This window comes from Natrinema halophilum, from assembly GCF_013402815.2.
GTDB lineage: Archaea > Halobacteriota > Halobacteria > Halobacteriales > Natrialbaceae > Natrinema > Natrinema halophilum.
Genome location: NZ_CP084880.1, coordinates 355,930 through 378,789, shown reverse-complemented (window position 1 = coordinate 378,789; position 22,860 = coordinate 355,930). Strand labels below are relative to the sequence as shown.

The following is a 22,860-nucleotide window of genomic DNA, read 5'->3' as shown; positions in this document are numbered from 1 at the left end:
TTTGGCATGACCTTGCCCGGTCCTGGGCTTTGCACCACCGACTTTTCGGATTTGTTGTCCGAGGACTTGCTACGTTCGAGATAAGTGTAGATGAGATCAGGGAGCGAACGTCGCGGCGATATTGTTCGGCGGCGGAAACTCTAAGTAGGTTGGCCAATATCCCAGATGTATGTCTGAGGCAGTCATAGTTGATGCCGTCCGTACGCCGTTCGGAAAGTATGATGGATCGTTCGCGGACACGCACCCACAAGATTTAGCGGCGAAACCGATCGAAGCTCTTCGCGACCGAAACGAATTAATTCATGGGACGATCGAAGACGTCATCTACGGCTGTGTGACGCCGATCGGTGAACAGGGGCTCAATATCGCTAGACTTGCACCGATGGTGGCCGGGTTGGGCGACATAGTCCCTGGCGTCCAGCTTAACCGTATGTGCGGGTCCGGCCAGCAGGCAGCAAACTTCGCGGCGGCGAACATCATGGCTGACCAGCACGACGTCCTAATCGCCGGCGGCATCGAACATATGACTCGTGTTCCGATGGGATCAGACGGCAACTCCCAAGAGGGTATCCTTGACCGTCACGCGGTCACGGACACCTACTTAGAACACTTCGACGAGATCGTCGATCAAGGAGAAGGAGCTGAACGCATTGCCGAGGAATATGGCATCTCGCGCGAGCAGGTTGATAAGATTGCGGTCGATTCCCAGCAGCGCTGGAAAAACGCCTGGGATGACGGCCGGTATGATGATCAGCTCATTCCCGTCGAGACGGAACTCGATGGCGAACGGGTCGTGGTGGAACAGGACGAACACCCGCGGCCGGGGACGGACCTTGATAGCCTCTCGGAACTGCCGCTCTCGTTTCGGGACGAAGGCGACGGCGTGCACCACGCAGGCAATTCCTCGGGTATCGTCGATGGATCGTCCGCGCTGTTGCTCGCCAGCCGAAAGGCGGCCAACGAGCATAGCTGGGAACCGATGGCGCGAATCGTAGCGACAGAGGTAGTCGGGGTCGATCCAGTAACAATGCTCAAGGGGCCGATCCCGGCGACTGAGCAGGTTCTGGAGAAAACAGACATGTCCGTTGATGATATAGATCTTTTTGAAGTTAACGAAGCGTTCGCCTCAGTGATCGGAGCCTGGCTCGAGGAGACTGGCGCCTCTTGGGAGAAGGTCAACGTCAACGGCGGCGCCATTGCACACGGCCACCCCCTCGGCGCAACTGGGGCGATGCTGCTTACGAAACTTGCCCACGAACTCCAGCGTACCGGCCAGGACTATGCTTTGTGCACTATGTGTATTGGCTTCGGGCAGGGGATTGCGACGATCATTGAGCGTATCTGAGGTTCTGGACGCTAACTCCCTGTGTTGACGTAACCGAACGAACCAATCCCAACCTTTCCACGCTGCCCTTATCGAACGAGTATTGGTACCACAGATGTCACGTGCACCATAGATGTTTCATCATCGGTTACTGCGACACCGCGGGCGTCGCTAGGTCGAACCATTCAACCCATTCGGACATTGTCGCGCCGGCCGTTACAGCAATCCATACTGCTTGGCGATCGTATTAAGTTGAATTTCGTCAGTTCCCTCGACGATACGGAGCACACGCGCGTACTTGAGACGGTGCATGAACGGGTTCTCCTCTGACAGGCCGTTGCCGCCGTGGATCTGGACGACGTCGTCGGCTATCTCCCAGAACGCATTCGTTGCAAGCCACTTGAAGATCGAGGACTCCTCGACGGTGCGATCGTCTCGGTCCATCGCCGAGGCGAGACGCAATCCGGTCGTATCGGCGGCATAGGTTTTCGCTCGGCCACGGGCAATCTTATGAGCAACCCCTTGGTACGAGCCGATCCGATTACCGAATGCCTGTCGATCGGACGCGTAGTCCGTGGCACGGTCGAGGAGGAACTGCGAGTGGCCGACTGACTCTGCACCTAGCTCGAGTCGACCCAAAGAGAGGAAGTCCATCGCGGTGTAGAAGGCGTCGTCAAGGGTCCCGAGAACCCGATTAGCGGGCACCCGGACGTCGTTGAAGTGAACTTCGGATTGATACCCGATCTGGCCGACAGCGTTGTTGATGGAACCAATCTCGTACTCGTCGGACTCGACGAGAAAACATGTGATGCCGCCGTACCGTCCTGCTTTCTCCTGAGGTGCCGTCCGGGCGAAGACCTGCATGAAATCCGCGTACGGCCCGTTGGTTATCCATTGTTTAGTTCCATTGATAACCCACTCGTCACCATCACGTTCGGCGGTTGTTTCCATGTTCGGCGAATCCGAGCCGGTCCCAGGTTCAGTTTGTGCGAATGCGGTGGATTTCTCCGCCTGCATGGTCGGCTTTAAGAACCGCTCGATCTGGTCGCCTTCGGCTTCCAACAATAGCGGCTTTGGCCCCTCGGGACCGGCGAGGACGTAGCGAGCGAGCGGAACCTCTGACGTGGCTACCTTCTTCTTCGCGGCGTACCACCCGACGTTGGACACGTCGCCGCCACCGATATCTGACGGAAGATTCATGGCATAGAAACCGGCCTCCGCGCTCTTGTGTCGGACCGTCTCGATGGCGTCCAGGAGTTCTGGGACGAATAGGCCGTCGTCCTCGTACCGGAGTCGAGGATTAGAGTACGTTTCTCCCAACTCGGACTGAATTGGCTCGACCTCCTGATCGATAAACTTTTCGAGATTGTCGATTATCAAACGTGTCTCCTCGTCGAGTGAGAAGTTGATTCCACTCTGTTGGTTTTCGGCTGACTTCGCCATACTCTCACACAGTTGAGCAGCATGAAAAACATTGTTACTCAGTCGGAAAGTCTGCTCACCTGCGAAACAATAATACGACTCCAGCAGCGAGTAGAGTGCGGACGAGATCGATGTGAAATCTCTCCAGAAACCGAGGATCAAATCGTGACAAAAACCACATATAGTGTCAGCGATCGAGTCGCCGTTGTAACTGGTGCATCACGGGGTATCGGTCAGACGATCGCGGAGCGGTTCGTCAAGGATGGTGCGGATGTCGTTCTCTGTTCTCGATCACAGGCAGACGTTGACGAGGTCGCAGCGTCGATAGCCGAGAATGGGACCGGTGATACGCACCCAGTCGAGTGCGACGTCACTGACCGGGAGTCAGTCGATGCCCTCGTCCGAGCAACCATTGAGGAGTTCGATAGCTTTGACATTCTCGTCAACAACGCGGGTGGGAGCTTCGCTTCCGAGTTCGAAAAGTTGAGTGAGAACGCCTGGAAGACGATCGTGGACATCAACCTGCACGGGACATTCAATTGCTTGCAGTCTGCGGGTGAAGTGATGCGGGACGGCGACGGCGGTGTTATCGTCAATATCGCGAGCAACGCAGGTCTGCGAGGGGCGCCGGCGCTCAGCCACTACGGTGCAGCGAAAGCCGGCGTCATAAATCTCACCGCGACGCTCGCCCACGAGTGGGCGGGCGACGATGTGCGGGTCAACGCGATTGCGCCAGGAGTCGTCGCTACGCCCGGTATCGAAGAACAACTCGACATCAGCGCCACGTCGATTGATCGGGACTCAGTCGATCGCCGCATTGGAACGACCGACGAGATCGCCGATGTCGTTCAGTTCCTAGCCAGTCCGGCGGCTTCCTACGTGATTGGCGAGACGATCCCCGTCCGGGGAGTCCCTCAAATCGACGGAATTGGAACGCCGTAGCTGACGGACGCATCTGCCCTAATCAAACTAATCGATGTCCTCGAAGCGATCGGATAAATATCGACTACTGGCGACGAGACAGGTGTGGGCGGTCAGTCACCGACTGAGCTCATAGCCGCTTTCCCGGTCCCAGATTGACGACCGTGTATCCGAACCACAGAGCTTATGCTTTTGAATCTTTCCGGACGGGGTTCGAGGGAACGAGTCCCTAATCTCGATATACCTCGGCACCTTCAGGTAGGCCAGTTGTTTCTCACAGTGGCGGCAAATCTCGACCGGAGTCACGGTCTCATCTTCCCGGGGTACAACGACCGCTTTTATGTCTTCTTCCCCAGTTCGGTCAGTGACGCCGATGACGGCGGATTCCTGGACCGCAGGATGACAGTCTATGATACTCTCGACTTCAAGCGAGGAAATACGACCGGCGGCCCGGCCGCGGTTGATCGTGTTCTTCTTGCTCGCGACGAAGTGTAAGTACCCGTCATCGTCTAAATACCCGATGTCATTCGTGTGAATCAACTGGTTGCGACAGGTTTTGGCGGTCTTTTCGGGCGAGCCGTGGTAGCCCAGAAACATTGAGTTCGGTCGGCACGACCGAACGACGATTTCGCCGGTGTCGCCCGTTGGGACTGGCCAGTCGTTCTCATCGACTATCTCGATCTTGGCATGGGCGACCGGTCGGCCCACGCTTCCACCGCGTTGATCGTCCACGCGGTTGAACGAGGCAACCGTCGCCGTCTCTGTCGCGCCGTATCCCTCGAGAACCGACGTGTCGAACCGATCCTCGAACCGTTCGATAAGTTGCTCGTCAGTATCGAAGCCGTAACCGTGACCAATTGCCAGCCTGAGTGGGTTCCCCGAGGCCGCGGCGTCGTCGCCGTGGTTATAGAGGACGGACAGCATCCGATCTAGGTAGAGAAACACGGTGGCTTCGTGGGTACGGACCTGATCCCAGAACGCTGTCGGTCTAAATTGGTCCTCGAAAGCAAATTCGGCACCGGTGAGCATGGACCCAACGACCCCGATCTGCAGAGCATAGCTAGTGAACAACGGGAGGGTCGTGAAAATACAGTCGGAACGCGTGAACTCAAAGAGAGTGTGCGCACTTTCCCAACCTGTATTGATGTACGAGAAGTTAGGAAGCATCACGCCCTTCGGCCGCTCGGACGCCTTCTGCTGAATGTAAATTGCGGAAAAGGGGTCTGAACCGTCGATTTCAACGGTCGGCGACGATGAAACGTCGCCTTCGAGCAGTTTGTCGAACGGTCTATACGAGAACTTGGCGTGGCTCTCCCCTATAAAGTACTCGGTCGATATATTCGGCAGGTGGTTGTCAATCGCCTCGTAGTCGGTTCGCGTGTTTGTGTCTAGAACGATGACCTCCGCGCCGGTCTCCGAGAGAACGTGCTGGAGCGTCTCACCATTGAATCGCGTGTCGATCGGCGCGGAGATGGCGCCAATTTTCGCGAGCGCGAACAGGGTGGTCAGGTACTCCGGCCGGTTATAGAGAAACAGGCAGACGAAATCGCCTTGTCGGACACCCTGCGAATAGAGGCTGTTTGCGATTGCGTTCGCTCTCTCATCAATCTCGGCGTACGTGTAGGTCTCATTCCGGTACCGAAGGAACGTCCGCTTGGGGTGGTCGGTCGCCGTCGTCTCTATCAGCTCCTTCATCGTCCGGATCGCCAGCCTCGAATCACCGTTAGACATGGGTATCGCCACCTCCGTGTAGCGACTCTTCAAGGCCAGCGACGGCATTTATCACCGTCTCCTGCAACCGCATCAATTTACTCTCTCCAGTGAGGTCTTGCGAATAGCCGAAGATCCCAACCGCGTGTACGGCCCCATTTGGGACCGTGAACGCAACACCGATCGACTCTACGCCGAGGACAGCTTCGCCGTTACTGACTGCATATCCGTTTTCGCGAATGGTTTCGAGTTCCGCGGCGAGTGCGTCGTCGTCCGTAGTAGTCTTTATTGTCTGTTCGGGCAGTCCATGATGGGCGATGATTGTTTCGACGTCGTCATCTGGGAGTGCTGCGAGGATAGCCTTTCCCGGCGCATGAGTGTGCAGATACGACCGCTTTCCAACGCGACCATATATTCGTTTGGGCGATCCCGTGCCAAAGTACTCGAGGAAGTTAGCTCGACCGACCTCCTCAACGATCCACCATATCGGGGACGACACCTCCTGGGAGATCGCATTGAGAGATCGGGAGACCTCCGTCTGGACGGCCACGCTCTTCTTTGCAGACATCCCGTGGGTCAGGAAACGCAGACCGAGTCGATAGGTTCCGTTCTCGTTGACGACGTACCCCAGCCCTTCAAGCGTCGCGAGGTAGTTGTGGATGGTACTCTTTGCAAGGTCGTGATGCTCGACCAATTCCGCTAGCGTAGCCCCGTTGAACTCTTGGATCATGTTGACCAAATGGAACGCCGTCCGGACCGACTGAACCTGCCGTGACGTGTTATCTGTGAGCATGCCCTTCCATTCAAGGGTATGGCCTATATACTTTCGGTATTTGTGAACATACAACGCTATCGTTCAAAATCTTCAAAACCAATTGTTCGATAGAGGTGAACAAATATTTGTATAGGTATTAATCAACTCACAATATGTATATGCGAACTGTCCTATCTTCGGCTGCCATTCATAATTACCCTTCTGTTTAAGATGAAATTGTCTTTCCATGATGGAATATACTATCATAACAGGTCTAGTGCTGTTATTCCCTTTGAAATCTCAGACAACAGTCGGGCCCTGGAATCAGTATTAGACCGTCAAAGATGCCATCGAAGATCATAGATGTTCACTTACGAAAACCGAAATCGAACTTCACGCTGGACTGTGAATTGTATATATGTCCGTGACGATCAGAGGTTGTAATAAAACGAGTAACACAACAAGGAGCAGGGTGAACACTGAGGTGGTATGCGCACAGCGATCCTGCAAGACGATCCTTCGGTAGAGTTGTTCTTCAATGTCGTGGAGACGAAGATACTCGCGTTGTTTGAGCATCTTCCCTTCGTTTTTCTCGACGAGTTCGACGTGTTCGCCCGGCGGAAAGATACAACGCCACAAACTTATTAACTGAGCGACGCCACGTCATAGCTCAGCATCGTCTGCCAACGTCATGCGTCGGCGTATTTGAGATTTGCCCCCCCTATGATAGCAGTCCGCATGACTGGGTTAGACATTGATTCGATGAATTCGTTTTCGTCCATTCGGTGAATAGGGACCGCAATTGCGATGGAAGCCACAATCGCCCCCACCTCGTCAAAAATCGGCGCGGCTAGGGTTCGAACGTCTTCGATCCGCTCGCCTTGATCGAGCGCGAACCAACGCTCCCGAATAATCAAAAGCTCCTCACGTAGTGTTGACGGATCAGTGATCGTCTCTTCCGTTATCGCCGGAAGTTCGTTTTTGTCGATAATCTCAGCTCGACGTTCCTCTGGTAAATGAGCTAGAATCACTTTGCCGGCAGCCAAAGAGTGCAATGGCATCCGCTCCCCAGGAAATGAGCGGATATCGACAGCATTGTCTCCTTTGTGCGAGTGTAGCATGACGCCGAGATTATGCTCTTCAATCATGAGGCCGGCGAACTCACCCGTCTCCTCTGCCAACTGGACGATTTCGGGTTTGGCGATCTTGTAGAAGCGCTTCTGGTGGAGTTCGCGTTGGCCGATTTCGAGGAATTTCGTCCCCACATGATACTCGGATTCGTGTTGAACGAGGTACTCAAGTTCTTCAAGAGATTTGAGATGATCATGGACCGTGCTAACAGGCCTGTCGATCGCGTATGCTAACTCCGATACGCCCGCACCATCAAGTTCACTCAGGGCTTCTACGATTTCGAATGTGATCCGGATGGCCTTGAGACGATTCGTCATAAGCCAATATACGATTCGGCATCGTCAAATATCTACTGATAAGATTAAATGTCTACAATATAAATCATTTATTGAATATATGTGCCGTTATCTTCAGCATTAGTTAATGATGTTGTGCTATGTCATGAGTTAGATGAAATTACTAGAATAGAATAACTTCCGGTATTGCCGGAAGGGTTGAATGAGTTTATTACCGAGGATACACACTGTGTATGACTACCAAACAGAGGGAATCGCATTCAGAGGGACTAGGTGGTACGTTACGAGTTAGAAAACTCCAATTACATCACTATATCTGTAAAGGACCGTGTTGAGATTTTCCAGTAGTACCCGGCCATATTCTAGTCCATTAGAAATGACTACTCACTCCGAGCGCAAGGAATTAATCATATGCAGGAGCAGTCGCGGTCGGAGACTCGGTGAGCCGAAAATTCGGTTCCTGTGTACAGTTTGTGACGGCAGCTGGCAATCATTAAAAGGGAACCAATTCCAGCGAAATACGCAGGTAACGTGTCAAATTTGGGGGCGTAACGGGCATTACATCCGTGACAGCCGTCGCGTGAACGGACGGTACTCCATCCAGAGCTACGATCGAGTCATTTCTGAATTCGACACATAATACAAAAGGGATCTATCCTGCACGGTTGGCAGTAACGTACTCTTCGAACCACGGGGAAAAAGTGGTCGACGTTTTCGGTGCTAACGTCCAAGAGACACGCCAGTCGCGTCGGCTGGGACTCCGATAGGATAGATGGCTGCGTAGCACGAGGAAACCACGCGACACGTGGCTCAACTCATACAGAATATGTCGCAGGACGATTCTTGCTCATCAGCACCAGACTCGGCGGCTATACGGCGTGAGTCTGGATTAGTCACTCCCGCTTCTTTGAACAACCGCCAGCAACTCGATGTTCCACTGTGTCAGCATCGGATAATGAGCAGAAAGTTCTAATAGCAACAGCAGTCGTTAGCTGGGACTCGGCGTTCCCGGATCGGTTTTGGTCAGTATGGACTTAGTCGAACCCGTCTGACTCTGATCGTGGTGCGAACAGAGGTACGAAATCCCCGAATCAGACACCACTAGTTCGGCTCAAGCCAGGTGATTCCGGCAAAAGCGAAGATATAACAGCCCTACTTGATTACGTTCTTCCAATAAGTGCGAGCGACTGGAACGTTCCGAGGGGGGACGTAATCGACTCGATCGGCAACTGTCTCGATGTCGTCGGAACGCGGTTCTAGCCCGGTCGTCGATGTCGATGGGAGCGCGAACCGTCGCCCGGGAGCGAAGATGGTAATCGACGAGCAGGGTGCCGGCGGATATCCGAGCCGGGCGACAAGGTCGATACAGATACGTACGCCGTAGTAATGACGCACAATTTCGACGACCGAATCGCCCTCGAGGAACTGCTAGAGACGCCGGCCCCCTATATCGGGCTAATGGGTCCTCGAAAGTGTTTCGAAGAAATGAAAGAAGCGTTCATCGATGATGGACGGCCGCTCTCAGAGGGAGACGTAAACCGCCTCTACACGTCCGTCAGGCTCGACCTCGGCGGCGGTTCACCGTCTCAGATCGCAACCAGCATCGTGGCAGAGATACTCGCCGTTCGTAACAGTCGTCGTCCACGCCATCTTACGGACAGCGAGGGACCAATTCACGGCCGCCCAGACGACGATGACCGAAGCGGCGGTGACTAGCGTCTCTCTATCGGCGCTTGTTCGAGCACCGACAGCGGTCTCGAGGGCTACTCGTCAGAAATCATCCCCTGGCGATTCTACATCAATTCAAAACCAGCGAATACCATCTACCGCCGATAGCCATTGTTAGAGAGGAGTATCACATCCTCACCAATAGAACAAGAAAGAGTATCACGACAACGTTGAACGCGAGAATGGCGCCGATATATGCTTGTGAGAGAACGTTACTACTCGAGGTTGCATCAAGGAGGTACGCGCCAGTGACAGTGAATACAATCCACATCAGATACAGTATTAATTTTTGGATTACATTCTTGGCTATATATCGTCTCGTTAGCGGGATTCTGTACTCGATGAGATCGAAGGTCTGAAGGACTACTACAGAATGTTTCTGGTTTGAATGAGCGCGCCCCGAGTAGGTATTAATGGTTTTCTTTACGTTCCGCCAGACATCAGTTTTCTCTTGGCGAATTCGATGCCCATATATGGCGATGTAGTTGAAGTGTTTTGACAATGCTCGTAGTCGTTGATGAATCCAGTCAGTTTTGTTTGGCAAATCATAAACTATTGCAATGCCGATTTCGTCACCGATAGCGATGTCGCAGTCAGTTATATATTTCGAGTAGGTCATTTCTGCTGCTACTTCACGGTTCCCCGTTTCGACTAAATATTCTTTGATAAAATTGTAAATTTTATTTTTGATGTTTATCTTTCCTCGTGATCCATGGGATGTGATCCATTCGTCGATCCCACAACAAACGACATCAAATATGTCGCCGAAGGAGTCCGTAGGCGATGAATTTTGGTGATTCATAGACATAGGTTCTTGAATATTCCTCTGCTCGCTATTGTTGGTATATCGCTCAGGTGTCGCCGAATGAAACGGAGATTCGACTGCTGTTCTTCCATCTGGGTGTGAGTATTCACCTGTCGTTCACGGTTACCGTCTGCAATGGTATAAAGAGATTGTTGATTTCAAAAGTTGAGTCTGAAACAAAAATATTATAGAATAAACATTTCTAATCGTGGGAGACGTTCTCTGTTACCTTCGAAAAATTGTCACTATATTGTGTAGAATATGTTACTATTGCCCCGTTTTGGGTAAGAGATTTGAATGTATAGAAACCAATAAAACAAATATTGATTATAATTCTCTTTTGGCAACCACACTTATTTGTGACGTCAATCGAAGTACTTTCGAGATAGGGGCCCCAAAACCCTGCCTCGAATTGCTGAGCAGATCCTCTCTTATTCTAGCTTCTCCAATTGTGAGGAGCCCGGTTTGATCGATGTCAGACAAAATCCGACCGCTCCGAGACAGCGCTTACTCGACGATCCGTGATAGCCCGACTGTGAAGGCGGTAACAACCCAAATCGTCCATCCTTGCTCAAATCGCTCTTCGAGTGAGATGTGTCTCCCGATCATCGCCGTAGCCGGTGGCCGATTCCTGACCAGTATACCTCCAAGATGGTGGCCGTCCCTGCCGTGATGCCGAATACGCCAGCAACCACCAGATCTCCGATAGTCATCCATGTCGGTGCCACATGGAGTATGCCGTTGACAACCGGACCGGTGATAAAGGCGATGATCCACGAGAGGCCAGTCTTCGAAGTTCGATCCATACCATCGGCCGCTGGCTCGATGGGGCCTCTGGCAAGTGCAGCTGTGCTCCGCCCAGTTGTGCTCTCATCTCCGGTCCCGAGACGCTCTGCTTCGTAGGGTGTTGCGATATTTACGCTCCACACGATGTCGTTATTCTCGGAGAGTTCGATCACGCGATTTCCCTGGGAGTCAGTCACGAGCGTATGACCTCCGGGGAGTCGGTCAGCGTCGCGCGGCCACCGGAGTCGTTCGTCTTTCCACTCCCAGGTTCGTGTCCACGTCGCGTTTTCACGCTGATACTCGAGGACGCGATTGTTCTCAGAGTCGGAGACGATAACCGCCGGACCGCCGCGGGCGGGCGGGATGTAGTCCGGGTTGTGCTGCTCGTAGAGGATTCCGTACGCGTCTTCAGCGCCGAGCGTCCAGTCACGCTGGAGCCCTTCACCCGGCTCGAGAAAGACAACCCGGTCCTGGTTACGGAGACTGACCATCACCCGACCATCGGCGAGCAGTTCGACGTCATTTACGTGTGTCCAATCGCCGGATTTCCCACCGGTATCCGGATCGAGATCTGCACTGGCGCGCCACTCCCACGTCACCTCGTCGGTGGTTGTGTTCAGCGTGAACACGCGATCTCGAGCGATGTCGGCCACGAGAAGTCGGTGTTCGTCGATCCGATCAACGTCGTGCCAGATATCCCAGCCAGTGACTGCAGTATGTATCCGTTCGGTAGTCCCAGTGGTGAGGTTGACGCGTTCAATTGCGACCTCTGCACAACCGCCGTCGACGGTCCCATCCGCCTGCGCTTTGAGGTTGTGAGGGCACGGGTCGTACCGGCTTCCTGCAACGTAACGGACGGTCTTCGAGTCGGGTGGATCGGGATCAACATCGAAGTAGTTACCATACGTGTCGTTGTGATAGAGCGGCCGCCCGTCGGCACTGAAGGCGACGATAGCCCCAAGGCCGTCGCTCCCTCCCGGCGGATCGGTCGTGATGACGGTCGCTCCATCGCGTTTCTCGACGACAGGAGTACGATCTTCAAGCGGTATATTGCGCTGATTCGCCGCGGCATCGGTTGCATCAGTTGGTGCATTGAACCACGTGACTGCAAGACTGCTGGCGGTCCCAACCAAGACGGCCAGAATTAGGACTCGAAGAATATTGCGTCGTTCCATCGTAATTGCAATCCACTGTCTGTATCGATTTCATCGGTTTCACTTGAGAATGTGGGGTCCTCAGTAGTTTCGAGCCACGATTTACGGACGATACCCTGCATCTCGTAACTGACGATGGTTGGCTGTCCATCTTGAAAAACATTGAGAACGGGTCAACGTCGCAGGCATTGCAGAAATTCATTTGGTAAACATGCATCAAGTCGATGCTCTCGGATATCTATCCCGTCGTCGATTTGGAGACGATCGCCTCGAGGGCAAGTGGTTCGAGAGGCTTCGTCTTTCGTCAGCATGGAAGGGGTCGACTTTCGACCGAATCTGAGGCAATCGTCCGGTTTGATCGATGAGCATGAGAACGACGACCGTGATACCGAGGAAGACGGCACTGGTCCGAAATAACGAAGCCGATGATCCCGGAGATGGCGACCAGCCCGACCAGCCCGTCGACGACTGTTAGTACGAAAAGAGTGATGGTGAAGACGCCGACGATGCCGAGCATGTACGGAACACGCGGCAGCCTATCGGCCAGATCACCGCCGAAGTAAGACGCTGGAATACCGGCGATGAAAACGAGGGAGAGAAGCAATCCTGCTACCTGCCCTGATAGCCCCTTCGACTGCATGTACAGTTCATAGAAGTTGAACACGCCTTGTCAGACGAACGACGCTGCGCCGGCAATCGCAATCGCGGTCACGAGAGGCGCCACTCCGATAGCCCACCGGTGACGAAGTTTCGATCCTCCTGATTAGCTCTCGGTAACTCGGTCTTTCTCGCAGTGAACCACGTAAAGACCGTTACCGCGGCGACCACCGACGGTGATCGCCCACAGCGAGAGTCGCCAATCGGCAACGAGCGTAAGCGCCACGAGTGGCGCGGCGACCACCGCGGCGATCTAGCTGGCGGCACCGTGAATTCCCATAATACGGCCGATGCGATCCGGAAAGAACTCGCTCAGAAACGGATTCGCCGAGACGAAGTATACGCCGGAAGCGATCCCCATCAAGAAGGCCCCGGCCATGAGGTGACGGGTCGTCGTTGCGGTCGCAGCGAATCCGGATGCGGCCGTACGAATCGTTCCGGAACCGATCACGACGTAGTGTCGCGGCACTTTCGCCAGGAGCCACCCAGTCGGTAATCGAGGAGACGCGCTTCCGACCCACGCGAGCGTCACCACGAGTCCAGCAGTCCCCTCTCCGATCGAGAAATCCGTAATGATTACATCCAATAGCGGTGCAAAGACGATTCTGGCGAGATTGAGGAGGAAAACGAGACCACAGAGGGAAGCGAAGAGTCGAGAACGGCACATGTCTCCTTTTTTCGCGTCTATTTGACAAACGTTCCGAAATTACGCTCTCCGGCATCACCAGTAGTTTATCACCGGACAGACCACCGTGTGGAATCACTGATGTCGAACGATGATCCGGCCTCGACGTGGGGTGACTGTCAGCGACCGGTCACACGTTCTCGTTCAGTCGAGAGCGGCTTTTCGTCCCTCTTTCGTCGAATATGTACTACTTACAAACTGAATTTGAGATAGATATGTTGTCGATAGATTATTTTCGTTCGGAGTCAGCAACTGGCAGAATCTGGTCTCGACACAATGCTATGTAATACAACAGTCACCAGACCGACGTGTGGTCAATGGTCACCCCGTTTCAAATCGGACGTCCTCCGTGACGACGCGCTCCGAACTACCGCTATGCAATTATTCGACCACCGGCACGCAGGTCGGCCGATCTCGAAAAGCCGAAACTACTGCCGTCCGAGGTGGAGTTCAGGTAGCGTTTAGGCCCTCACGATAGGAACCGTACTGGTCTTTGAACACCTGCATCACTTCACCCATCGTGGCGTACGCTTTCACCGCATCGACAATGTATGGAATCACGTTCTCATCGTCTTCGATAGCGCTCGATAACGCCTCGAGCGTCGCGTCGACCTGGCTATCGTCGCGTTCGGCTTTGACGCGCTCGAGGCGTTCGATTTGGCGGTCTCGTGTGGTCTCGTCGACGGTCAGGAGATCTGGTGAAGTGTCTTCTTCGATCGTGTACTCGTTGACACCGACGACAGTCTCTTCGCCTCGTTCGACTCTCGTCTGGTACTCGAAACTCGCATCCTGAATTTCACGATCGAAGTAGCCGGATTCGATACCGTCGAGGACGCCGTCTCGGACGGAACCATCGCCTATTTCCTTGATTTCGTCGATGTAACCCATGATCTCGGCTTCCATCTCGTTCGTAAGTGTTTCGATGGCGAAACTTCCGCCCATCGGATCGACGATGTCTGCTGCACCCGACTCCTCGGCGATGATCTGCTGAGTGCGCAACGCGACGCGAACGGCTTTCTCGCTGGGAAGGGCGAGCGCTTCGTCGAAGCTGTTCGTGTGCAGCGATTGGGTGCCTCCGAGAACGCCCGCGAGTGCCTGAATGGTGACTCGAACGACGTTGTTGAGCGGCTGTTGGGCAGTCAACGACTGACCGGCGGTCTGTGTGTGGAATTTCAGTCGCTTCGATTCGGGGGATTCCGCGTCGTACCACTCGTCCATTACGCGGGCGTAGATTCGACGTGATGCGCGGAACTTGGCTATCTCCTCAAAGATAGAGTTGTGGGAATTGAAGAAAAACGAGAGTTGCGGGGCAAACTCGTCGACGTCGAGTCCACGGTCCAGGCAATCTTCGACGTAGGCGAAGCCGTCGGCGAGGGTAAACGCCGCCTCCTGAACGGCGGTCGAACCAGCTTCTCGAATGTGATAGCCGGAGACTGAGACGGGATGGAAATTCGGCGTTTCCTCGACGGCGAACTCGATGGTGTCGGTGACGATGTCGAGGGATGGATGAGGGGGAACAACCCACTCTCTCTGTGCGATAAATTCCTTGAACATGTCGTTCTGGAGGGTCCCTCGGATCTCTTCACGCGGAACGCCTTTCTGGTCGGCTAATGCAATGTACATCGCGTAGATGACGGCTGCGGAGGGATTGATCGTAAACGAGGTAGACACTTCACCGATATCGATCCCATCGAAGAGGACCTCCATGTCCGCGAGCGTATCGACGGCGACGCCTTCCTTGCCAACCTCTCCGTCGCTCATCGGATGATCTGAGTCGATACCCATCAGCGACGGCATGTCGAAGGCCGTCGAGAGGCCGGTCTGTCCCTCGTCGATGAGGTAGTGAAACCGTTCGTTGGTTTCTTCGGCGGTCCCGAATCCCGCGAATTGTCGCATCGTCCACGTCCGGCCCCGATACATCGTCGGATACGGACCGCGGGTGTACGGCGGTTCGCCGGGAAAACCGAGGTCTTCGTCGTAATCGAGGTCGGCTATGTCTTCGGGCGTATACAGTCGGTCGACCTCGTGGTTCGACACCGTCGCGAACCGATCCTTTCGTTCGCCTCGTGCTAGAAATGGCTCGAGCGTTTCGTTCTCCCACCTTTCTCGTTCGTTTTGAATGCGATTCAGATCGACTTCATCAAACATGGGTTGGTACTCATTGGCTGGATTCTAAAGCTTTGTCAATGGGAGATGGAGGCTATTGTTTGAGCCGTCAAGTACCAGGCAATACGAAGAAATGAATAAAACGAGGTGTTTAGATCCGAACCTGGACGCTAGCTGTTCGGTCGAGTCGGCATTCCGGCGATAGACGATGGATGGCAACGCTTCCGATTTTACGGTCGGCGAGGTCCCCACCTGGCGGTCGATTGGCCTCCTGAAAGGCACATCACAGTTGTTATACTCGTTGCCTGCGGACATATCGTATGGATCACGTCGAACGGTTCGAGATACCGACCCCATTTCAGATCGGGAAGGTAAACAGCTATTTGATCACGGCTGGCAAGCCAACGCTGCTCGACCCAGGGCCATCGACTACCGAAGCGTATGGCGAACTGACTGAACAACTCGACGGGGCCGGATACGCACTCGAGGACATAGAGCGAGTGCTGATCACCCACCCGCACATGGATCACTTCGGTATCTGTCATCGAATTCGAGCAGAATCTGGTGCGCAGATCTACTGCCACGAGGATGCGAGGGAACTGCTTACGGATCCTGACGGCTGTTTCGAACGCGAACAGCAGTTTTTCGTTCCGTTCTTGCAACGAATGGGCGTCCCCGAACAGTCCGCAGAGAGTGCCATCTCCCTTCCGGAACCGTACACCGATTTTCGGGAAGCGGTGACTGTCTACGAGTGTCTGACTGATGGTGATCGTCTCGACGTTGGACTCGAGTTAGACGTCGTGTACACGCCCGGCCACTCCCCCGGATCGGTCTGTTACGTAGACCCGGCTCACGACGCCGCGTTTACCGGTGACCACATCATGAACGACATCTCGCCCAACCCGTTGCTCACGCTCGTTCCGGGAACGACCGACGAACGAACCAGGAGCCTCCCCATGTACCTCGAGTCGCTTCGGCGGATGAAGCGCGTCGACGCGACGGTTGCCTACGGCGGGCACAGAGAACCGGTATCCGATCTAAATGCGCGAATCGACGAGATCGTCGATCATCATCAGGAGCGCAAACAACGGATCGCAACCCTGATTGACGAACATGGGGGCCTGACGGCATACGAGGTGATGGAGGCGATGTTCCCGGATCTTCCGATGACGGAGATTTATCCCGGCATGTCCGAGGTCATCGGTCATCTCGACCTGCTCGAAGACGACGGGACTATCGTCCGCTCCGAGCGGGATGGAGTCTGGTATTACGAACTCGCTTGAAACGGTAATTACACCTTTTCGAAGTTATCGACTGGAACGAAGCGTCCGCCGGCGTATCGTGACGACCGCACGAATTCCGACGACAGAATCCATGACTTTTGAGGGCATCGTGATCGGCAACTCTCTGTGTGATCTCGAGCGAGAGTTCGGTAGCGGATACAACCGGCTTGCGGTCTGCCCCAGCGAATCGATTGACCACCCGGAATCACGATCGGCGTCCCGCATCCGTGAGAATCCCACACATGTCCCAATTATGCATTTGAAACTTGTTACTAATTTTAAATTTGGTTTTTACCCAACGTTATAAGGCCTTCTCTCGTATCTGGCCTGACAAACGTTTGGTTTTTGGGAGGGGAATGTGTGGGGCGAAAAACCGACGGACCGTTTGTCGAGGGAGATGCAGAACGATGTACTGCCTCGGAGACGAACCCCCGAGTGACTCGCCCTGCTTACCTTCCGGCCCGGATTTCGGTACGGATTCAGTGGTTTTCCTTGTACTGACCGACGACCTCTTGCATCGTCTCCTGGCCGTCGCCAAAGAGCATCAGACAGTTGTCTTCGGCGAACAGCGGGTTCGGAATGCCCGAAAAACCGGGACTGAGACTTCGCTTGTTGACGACGACAGTCCCCGCCTCTGCGACGTTGAGAACTGGCATCCCGGCGATCGGACTCGAGTCGTCGGTGTTCGCGAGCGGATTCACAACGTCGTTCGAGCCGATCACGATCACGACGTCGGTCTGGGCGAACGTCGGGTTAATTTCCTCGAGTTCCTTCATCTTGTCGTAGGGGACGTCCGCTTCGGCCAGGAGCACGTTCATGTGTCCGGGCATTCTGCCGGCGACAGGGTGGATGCCGAACGCGACCTCGACGCCGTTTTCGTCGAGTAGTTCCGAGAGTTCGGCGACGGCGTGCTGTGCCTGTGCGACGGCCATCCCGTATCCGGGGACGATGACGACCCGATTTGCGGTATCGAGAAGCATATCGAGCTCTTCGGGGGAGGTTTCCGTGATGTTGCCCTCGTAGATCTCGTCCATCTCTTCGGAGGAAGCAGCCGCTTCACCGAATCCACCGAAGAGGACGTTCGCCAGCGATCGGTTCATCGATTCGCACATGATCACCGTGAGGATGATTCCAGCGGCGCCAACGAGCGTGCCGGCGATGATCAGCGCGCTGTTACCGAGAACGAAACCGGTTCCGGCGGCCGCCAGACCGGAATACGCGTTCAACAGTGCGATCACGACGGGCATGTCCGCGCCCCCGATCGGAATGACGAGCATCACGCCGAGTACCGATGCGGCGAGGATCAGGAGCCAGTAGGAGGGGACCGCAGACCCCTGGAGTAGACCCGCGAGCACCTCCGGCTGAACGACCATGTAGACGCCGCTCAGAACGGCGATCAACAACAGAAGCGCCTTGACGGCGTGTTCACCGGTGTATCGGATTGCAGATCCCGTCACGAGGCCGTGGAGTTTGCCGGCGGCGACCATGCTTCCCGTAAAGGTGACCGCGCCGACGATTCCGGATGCGGCCGCCGCAATCCCGACGTCTGCGGGAATCGCGCCGCCGTTTGCCGTTCCGAGCTGGAAGACTTCCGCGCCGGCGACGAGCGCCGAGGCGCCACCGCCCAGCCCGTTGAACAGCCCGACCAGCTGTGGCATCTCCGTCATCTCGACCGTGGTCGAAAGTCCAACACCAATCGCGGCACCGACGACGAGCCCGCCGAGGAGCACCTCCGGTTGCAGGATCTCGAACCAGAGGACCGTCGCGCCAACGGCGACGAACATCCCCGCCGCCGACGTGAGATTGCCCCGGACCGCGGTCCGGGGATGGGTCATGTCCCGTAGTCCCTGGATGAACAGGATGGCGGCGATCAGATACACGAGCGAGAGGACGGTCTCCGAGAACAGTTCAACCATCCGTCAGTCACCTCCTCCGTGGAAGTCAGAGAGCATGAAATGGCTCACCATGTAGCCGCCGACGACGTTGACCGTGGCCATGACTACCGCCAGAAAGCCAAGCGCCGTCGCCAGGGTTGACGAACTCGAGCCGGCGACGACGACGGCGCCCACCAGCGTGATGCCCGTAATGGCGTTAGAACCGGACATCAGCGGCGTGTGGAGCGTTGCTGGAATCTTGGTGATGACCGAGTAGCCGAGGAACGCGGCCAGCACGAAGAACGTCAGGTACGTAACGATCTCGCTCATCGGTCCCTCCGTGTGGCGGCGACTGCGGTGCGTTCGTCGATACGGTGATTATTCGTCATCGGTCGCCTCCACGGTCGTCTCTTCGTCTTCGTCGGGTTCGGCCTCGTCGGACTCGTCTTCCGCCTCCTCGTCATCTTCTTCGTCGGGCTGTTCGTGTGGGTTTCGTATCGTTCCATCGTGGGTGAGCATCGTCGCGTCCACGATTTCGTCTGCTGTGTCGATCGTGAGTTCATCGTCTTCGAGTAGATTGTCGAGGAAATTGGTCACGTTGTTCGCATAGAGTCGGCTCGTCGTGCGAGAGACGGTTCCCGGGAGATTAGTCGGGCCGAACACGGTGACGCCCTCGTAGGTGACCGTCTCGTCTGCCTGTGTGGGTTCGCAGTTTCCGCCGCCTTCGGCCGCGAGGTCGACGATGACCGATCCGCGTTCCATCCCTTCGATCATCTCGTTGGTCACGAGTTCGGGAGACGGTCTGCCGGGGACGGCCGCCGTCGTGATTACGACGTCGGAGTCGGCGATCACGCGGTTCATCATCTCGCGTTGTTTGCGGTAGAACTCCTCGTCTTGTTCTCTGGCGTGGCCCTCTTCGTCGGACGTGTCGTCGGTTTCTAAGTCCAGTTCGACGAATTCAGCACCGAGGCTTTCTACTTCCTCTTTGACTTCCGGCCGGATGTCGTACGCGCGTACGTTGGCACCGAGCCGGTCCGCCGTCGCGATCGCCTGCAGACCCGCGACGCCCGCACCCACGACGAATACGTCCGCGGGACGGACGGTTCCGGCTGCGGTCATCTGCATTGGAAATAGCTTTGGCAACTCTTCGGCCGCGACTAGGGCGGCCTTGTACCCGCCGACGCTGGCCATCGAAGAGAGCGCGTCCATACTCTGGGCCCGGCTGATCCGCGGGATGAGCTCGAGAGCAAACGCTGTAACGTTGCGTTCTGCAAGCGTTTCCAGTTCGTCCTCGAGTTCGTACGGCCCGAGGAGCCCGATGACGATCTGCTCCTCGTCGTACTGGTCTGGTTCTGCTTCCGGGCTGGCACCTAAGCCGCGCACCTGGAAGATGACATCGGATCGGTCGAAGACTGCGCCTCGATCGTCGACGACCTCGCATCCGGCGTCTCGATACTCCGTATTACTCCAGCCCGCTTCATCGCCGGTACCGGCCGAAACGAGAACGTCGAACCCTCGTTCGACGAGGCCCTCTGCCACCGGCGGCGTAAGGGCCGCCCGTCTTTCGTTTACCGCGACCTCACGTGGAACACCGATAATCATACAAATTCTCTTACTGATAACTCCTATGTATATGTTTGTGTTCAACTCACGTAAAACGGAGATTCTCGCCTCTTGTCGTGAAACGGGAAGTAACGATCGGCGGGGACACGACGAAGAGGGGTTCTACCGGGCAAATTCGTCGACAGACCGCCCAGCGCGCGCTCGTTCGAAAACGGATGTCCCTCTCGGTACGCGAATCGAACAATTAGTTAGACGATTTCGACCCGGCCGTCTTGAACTATTATCTCGAGGAGCGACGTCACGTCATAGGAGCATCCCTCGAGCGCATTCTCGCCACCGACCTTGTGCATGACCACGATGACATCGACGATATCGACACCCATCGACTCGAGAACGGACGTTATAGCGCGGAGCGTCCCACCGGTGCTGAGCATGTCGTCGATCAGGAGAACCGAATCAGATTCCTCGACATCGTTGATGTACATCTCGCTCTCCGCGTAGCCGGTTTGCTGGGTCAACGAAACTTCCCCCTCCAATCCGTACTCGCGTTTGCGAATAACGACCAGCGGAATGTCAGACAGAAGAGAAACAGCTGTCGAAATATGGATTCCCATCGCAGCGGGTGTGACGATTTTGTCTACCTCCTCGAGGTCTGCGACCGCGACGATCCGCGAAGCGACTTCTCGAAGGAGGGCCGGCTCGAGTTTTGGAACGCAGTTGCTGATCGGGTGGACGAGATACTCGTAATCGCCTTTATTGATAATCGGCGCCTCGTGAACCGATTCTTCCAATTTTGCCATATCTCTACTTCTCGTCGGGCACGTAAAAGATACTGATTGCGGGCCTCCGGGAGAAACGAGACTAGCAATTCACACCTCCGCAGATACTACTGAACAGTTACACGAAAATATACTGGTACGGCGTCCAGATATCACCTCAGTCCTGGTTTCCCGTCATGTATCGTCCGAAACTCCACCAGAAATACGGGCAGTGAACGACCGACCCGGTGTTTACATCTTTAGGAATATCATACTATACACTATCAGATGGTTTTATAAATATACATTATATTTTACACAATATTATTCTATTTTTGTTCATCTAATGTGCGAACATCTATTTGTTTTTCATACCTTTTAGCTCACCCACTGAGTCGATAATATGACTATATCCAAATTTTTCGCTTATTTTTCTATTATCAATTATTATCTACTATGTTTCAAAAATGCCGACATGGCTATTTCTAGTACCATGCAGTATTTTCGGTGTGAATCCCGCATACGAGTCGTTTTTACGATCGAGAGCCTCATGACCGAAACGAGATATAGAGCCATCCGGTCACCGCAGCCAGTATCGAAAGCAGACCGGCGACAGGGAGAACGACGCGATATCCGGCTAACTGTTTCTCGAAACCGACTGCGGCCACCCCTGTGAACGCAATTGGGCCGATCGTCTGTCCGATTCGAAGCATGCTCGTCTGCGTTCCGAGCATACTCGCGCGCAGGTGGTCGGCGGCAAGCGAAACGATCGATGCATTAAGCGACGGCATGACGATACCGAATCCGACGCCAAAGATCACGAGCAACAGACCGACCTCTGCTGGCGACGTAACGACTCGAATTCCGAGCAGCGCGAGGCCGAAGCACGTGAATCCAAACGCGACGAGCGAGGGGAGATCGAAGTACGGTTCGAGACGGCCGTAGAAGGATGCTGTGATGGCATTAGAGAAGGAGACGATCGCAAGGAGAAATCCGAGATACGGTTCGACGACTCCGTACTCGTCGGTGAGCAAAAGCGGTATCGCAGTAAGTACGCCGCCGTAGAACAGGAAGAAGGTGGCAAACGATGCGACGTAAATCCCGAACGCATCACGCCTCGTTACGGCTTGTACGACGCGTTTTAAGTACGTCCGAAGCGACGGAGGCGCATCGACGGCCGGTTCCTCGAGGATCAACGCCGCGGCGATCCCGACCAGAAACGCGACGCCGAAAAAGAGAAACGGGACGTTCCACCGTATCGCCGCGAGGGCTCCACCGATCAACGGATAAAGCGCTGCACCCGTCCCGATTGCGCTGCTATTGATGCCGACAATCGATCGTTGTCGTTGTCCCTCGTAGTAGTCCCCGATGAGAGTGATAGCGAGCGTGATTAGCGCACTGGCACCGATTCCCTGGACGAACCGGAGGACGAGGACCATCTCGAAGGTGTTCGTAACCGCGATAGCGGTTCCGGCAGTCCCAAAGATGAACAACAACGGAATTAACGTTCGTCGCCGACCCAGTCGGTCTGCGACGAGTCCAACGAACGGAGTCAGAAGTATTCCGGGTAGCGTATAGACAGTAATGATCAAGCCGACTTGCGAGTCAGTGATATCGAAGGCAGCTCTGAGCGCCGGCAATACCGGACTGAGCAGGGAGACGCCCATGACGCCGATCAACGAACTTGCTAGTATGACGTGAAGAAATGGGGATCGCCACGGGATAGCCTGTGATCCGTTTTCGGTAGTGGGACGGGTCGTCATTGGTGGCTACGAGGGAAACGGTTTCGGATACCGACGCTTCACGGGACAATGGGTGAGCAGTTCAGCGGGATCCGGATGGGATCGGAAACACGCATACATTGGTGAAATCGACGGAACGATTCGAAGCCGATTTGTTTTGT

Annotated in this window: 16 protein-coding genes and 3 pseudogenes; 6 read left to right on the top strand and 13 right to left on the bottom strand. The window is 55.0% G+C overall.

All coding sequences use genetic code 11. The features are described from left to right. Positions 1 to 169: 169 nt before the first annotated feature. Positions 170 to 1,345: a thiolase family protein gene (locus tag HYG82_RS43580; protein ID WP_235218045.1), complete on the top strand. Its 1,176-nt coding sequence runs from the start codon at positions 170 to 172 to the stop codon at positions 1,343 to 1,345. 195 nt (positions 1,346 to 1,540) lie between these two features. On the opposite strand, the gene HYG82_RS43575 is transcribed toward HYG82_RS43580, so the two are convergent. Then, on the bottom strand, positions 1,541 to 2,767 hold the full coding sequence (locus tag HYG82_RS43575) for an acyl-CoA dehydrogenase family protein (protein ID WP_235218044.1): 1,227 nt from the start codon (positions 2,765 to 2,767) through the stop codon (positions 1,541 to 1,543). 144 nt (positions 2,768 to 2,911) lie between these two features. On the opposite strand from HYG82_RS43575, the gene HYG82_RS43570 reads away from it, so the two are divergent. After that, complete coding sequence (locus HYG82_RS43570; protein WP_235218043.1) at positions 2,912 to 3,688, top strand: SDR family NAD(P)-dependent oxidoreductase; 777 nt, start codon at positions 2,912 to 2,914, stop codon at positions 3,686 to 3,688. A 96-nt stretch (positions 3,689 to 3,784) separates the two neighbouring features. Here HYG82_RS43570 and HYG82_RS43565 read toward each other — a convergent pair whose 3' ends face one another. Beyond that, positions 3,785 to 5,398 (bottom strand): AMP-binding protein, encoded by a 1,614-nt coding sequence (locus HYG82_RS43565; RefSeq protein ID WP_235218042.1) that lies wholly within the window; start codon positions 5,396 to 5,398, stop codon positions 3,785 to 3,787. Next, positions 5,391 to 6,170 carry an IclR family transcriptional regulator gene (locus HYG82_RS43560; protein ID WP_235218041.1) on the bottom strand — a complete coding sequence of 260 codons (780 nt, stop codon included), beginning with the start codon at positions 6,168 to 6,170 and terminating at the stop codon, positions 5,391 to 5,393. Before HYG82_RS43560 ends, HYG82_RS43565 begins: the two co-directional genes overlap by 8 nt. Positions 6,171 to 6,620: 450 nt before the next feature. On the opposite strand from HYG82_RS43560, the pseudogene HYG82_RS43555 reads away from it, so the two are divergent. After that, positions 6,621 to 6,746, top strand: a pseudogene (locus tag HYG82_RS43555) (IS5/IS1182 family transposase); the annotation flags it as partial. Between the two features lie 74 nt (positions 6,747 to 6,820). On the opposite strand, the gene HYG82_RS43550 reads toward HYG82_RS43555, so the two are convergent. Next, complete coding sequence (locus HYG82_RS43550; RefSeq protein ID WP_235218040.1) at positions 6,821 to 7,579, bottom strand: IclR family transcriptional regulator; 759 nt, start codon at positions 7,577 to 7,579, stop codon at positions 6,821 to 6,823. A 1,216-nt stretch (positions 7,580 to 8,795) separates the two neighbouring features. On the opposite strand from HYG82_RS43550, the gene HYG82_RS44800 reads away from it, so the two are divergent. Next, the gene (locus HYG82_RS44800; RefSeq protein ID WP_425495435.1) at positions 8,796 to 8,942 is read left to right on the top strand and encodes an XdhC family protein; all 147 of its coding nucleotides are present in this window, start codon (positions 8,796 to 8,798) and stop codon (positions 8,940 to 8,942) included. Beyond that, positions 8,918 to 9,274, top strand: a pseudogene (locus HYG82_RS43545) (XdhC family protein); the annotation flags it as partial. The gene HYG82_RS44800 and the pseudogene HYG82_RS43545, both read left to right, overlap by 25 nt. A 139-nt stretch (positions 9,275 to 9,413) precedes the next feature. Here HYG82_RS43545 and HYG82_RS43540 read toward each other — a convergent pair. The 4 genes and pseudogenes from HYG82_RS43540 to HYG82_RS43525 all read right to left on the bottom strand — a co-directional run bounded on the left by HYG82_RS43540 (position 9,414) and on the right by HYG82_RS43525 (position 15,521). Then, the gene (locus tag HYG82_RS43540) at positions 9,414 to 10,088 is read right to left on the bottom strand and encodes a hypothetical protein (protein ID WP_235218039.1); all 675 of its coding nucleotides are present in this window, start codon (positions 10,086 to 10,088) and stop codon (positions 9,414 to 9,416) included. A gap of 608 nt (positions 10,089 to 10,696) precedes the next feature. After that, the gene (locus HYG82_RS43535; RefSeq protein WP_235218038.1) at positions 10,697 to 12,052 is read right to left on the bottom strand and encodes an arylsulfotransferase family protein; all 1,356 of its coding nucleotides are present in this window, start codon (positions 12,050 to 12,052) and stop codon (positions 10,697 to 10,699) included. Between the two features lie 391 nt (positions 12,053 to 12,443). Continuing rightward, positions 12,444 to 13,355, bottom strand: a pseudogene (locus HYG82_RS43530) (MFS transporter); the annotation flags it as partial. A 468-nt stretch (positions 13,356 to 13,823) separates the two neighbouring features. Beyond that, positions 13,824 to 15,521, bottom strand: coding sequence for a methylmalonyl-CoA mutase family protein (locus tag HYG82_RS43525; protein ID WP_235218037.1), 1,698 nt, complete (start codon positions 15,519 to 15,521; stop codon positions 13,824 to 13,826). A gap of 278 nt (positions 15,522 to 15,799) precedes the next feature. Here HYG82_RS43525 and HYG82_RS43520 point away from each other — a divergent pair, with 278 nt between their 5' ends. Continuing rightward, positions 15,800 to 16,762 carry an MBL fold metallo-hydrolase gene (locus HYG82_RS43520; RefSeq protein ID WP_235218036.1) on the top strand — a complete coding sequence of 321 codons (963 nt, stop codon included), beginning with the start codon at positions 15,800 to 15,802 and terminating at the stop codon, positions 16,760 to 16,762. 479 nt (positions 16,763 to 17,241) lie between these two features. Here HYG82_RS43520 and HYG82_RS43515 read toward each other — a convergent pair whose 3' ends face one another. The 5 genes from HYG82_RS43515 to HYG82_RS43495 all read right to left on the bottom strand — a co-directional run bounded on the left by HYG82_RS43515 (position 17,242) and on the right by HYG82_RS43495 (position 22,720). Continuing rightward, positions 17,242 to 18,678 carry an NAD(P)(+) transhydrogenase (Re/Si-specific) subunit beta gene (locus HYG82_RS43515; RefSeq protein ID WP_235218035.1) on the bottom strand — a complete coding sequence of 479 codons (1,437 nt, stop codon included), beginning with the start codon at positions 18,676 to 18,678 and terminating at the stop codon, positions 17,242 to 17,244. 3 nt (positions 18,679 to 18,681) lie between these two features. Then, positions 18,682 to 18,966, bottom strand: a complete 285-nt coding sequence (locus tag HYG82_RS43510; protein ID WP_235218034.1) for an NAD(P) transhydrogenase subunit alpha part 2 — start codon at positions 18,964 to 18,966, stop codon at positions 18,682 to 18,684. A 48-nt stretch (positions 18,967 to 19,014) separates the two neighbouring features. After that, the gene (locus tag HYG82_RS43505; protein WP_235218033.1) at positions 19,015 to 20,238 is read right to left on the bottom strand and encodes a Re/Si-specific NAD(P)(+) transhydrogenase subunit alpha; all 1,224 of its coding nucleotides are present in this window, start codon (positions 20,236 to 20,238) and stop codon (positions 19,015 to 19,017) included. 209 nt (positions 20,239 to 20,447) lie between these two features. Next, the gene (gene hpt, locus HYG82_RS43500) at positions 20,448 to 20,999 is read right to left on the bottom strand and encodes a hypoxanthine/guanine phosphoribosyltransferase (RefSeq protein ID WP_235218032.1); all 552 of its coding nucleotides are present in this window, start codon (positions 20,997 to 20,999) and stop codon (positions 20,448 to 20,450) included. A gap of 506 nt (positions 21,000 to 21,505) precedes the next feature. After that, the gene (locus HYG82_RS43495; protein WP_235218031.1) at positions 21,506 to 22,720 is read right to left on the bottom strand and encodes an MFS transporter; all 1,215 of its coding nucleotides are present in this window, start codon (positions 22,718 to 22,720) and stop codon (positions 21,506 to 21,508) included. Between the last annotated feature and the right edge of the window lie 140 nt (positions 22,721 to 22,860).

Bases quoted from the DNA above. Each gene is read 5' to 3' on its own strand.
- HYG82_RS43580 (WP_235218045.1), top strand. From the start codon at position 170: ATGTCTGAGGCAGTCATAGTTGATGCCGTCCGTACGCCGTTCGGAAAG.
- HYG82_RS43575 (WP_235218044.1), bottom strand. From the start codon at position 2,767: ATGGCGAAGTCAGCCGAAAACCAACAGAGTGGAATCAACTTCTCACTC.
- HYG82_RS43565 (WP_235218042.1), bottom strand. From the start codon at position 5,398: ATGTCTAACGGTGATTCGAGGCTGGCGATCCGGACGATGAAGGAGCTG.
- HYG82_RS43560 (WP_235218041.1), bottom strand. From the start codon at position 6,170: ATGCTCACAGATAACACGTCACGGCAGGTTCAGTCGGTCCGGACGGCG.
- HYG82_RS43550 (WP_235218040.1), bottom strand. From the start codon at position 7,579: ATGACGAATCGTCTCAAGGCCATCCGGATCACATTCGAAATCGTAGAA.
- HYG82_RS44800 (WP_425495435.1), top strand. From the start codon at position 8,796: ATGTCGTCGGAACGCGGTTCTAGCCCGGTCGTCGATGTCGATGGGAGC.
- HYG82_RS43540 (WP_235218039.1), bottom strand. From the start codon at position 10,088: ATGAATCACCAAAATTCATCGCCTACGGACTCCTTCGGCGACATATTT.
- HYG82_RS43535 (WP_235218038.1), bottom strand. From the start codon at position 12,052: ATGGAACGACGCAATATTCTTCGAGTCCTAATTCTGGCCGTCTTGGTT.
- HYG82_RS43525 (WP_235218037.1), bottom strand. From the start codon at position 15,521: ATGTTTGATGAAGTCGATCTGAATCGCATTCAAAACGAACGAGAAAGG.
- HYG82_RS43520 (WP_235218036.1), top strand. From the start codon at position 15,800: ATGGATCACGTCGAACGGTTCGAGATACCGACCCCATTTCAGATCGGG.
- HYG82_RS43515 (WP_235218035.1), bottom strand. From the start codon at position 18,678: ATGGTTGAACTGTTCTCGGAGACCGTCCTCTCGCTCGTGTATCTGATC.
- HYG82_RS43510 (WP_235218034.1), bottom strand. From the start codon at position 18,966: ATGAGCGAGATCGTTACGTACCTGACGTTCTTCGTGCTGGCCGCGTTC.
- HYG82_RS43505 (WP_235218033.1), bottom strand. From the start codon at position 20,238: ATGATTATCGGTGTTCCACGTGAGGTCGCGGTAAACGAAAGACGGGCG.
- hpt (WP_235218032.1), bottom strand. From the start codon at position 20,999: ATGGCAAAATTGGAAGAATCGGTTCACGAGGCGCCGATTATCAATAAA.
- HYG82_RS43495 (WP_235218031.1), bottom strand. From the start codon at position 22,720: ATGACGACCCGTCCCACTACCGAAAACGGATCACAGGCTATCCCGTGG.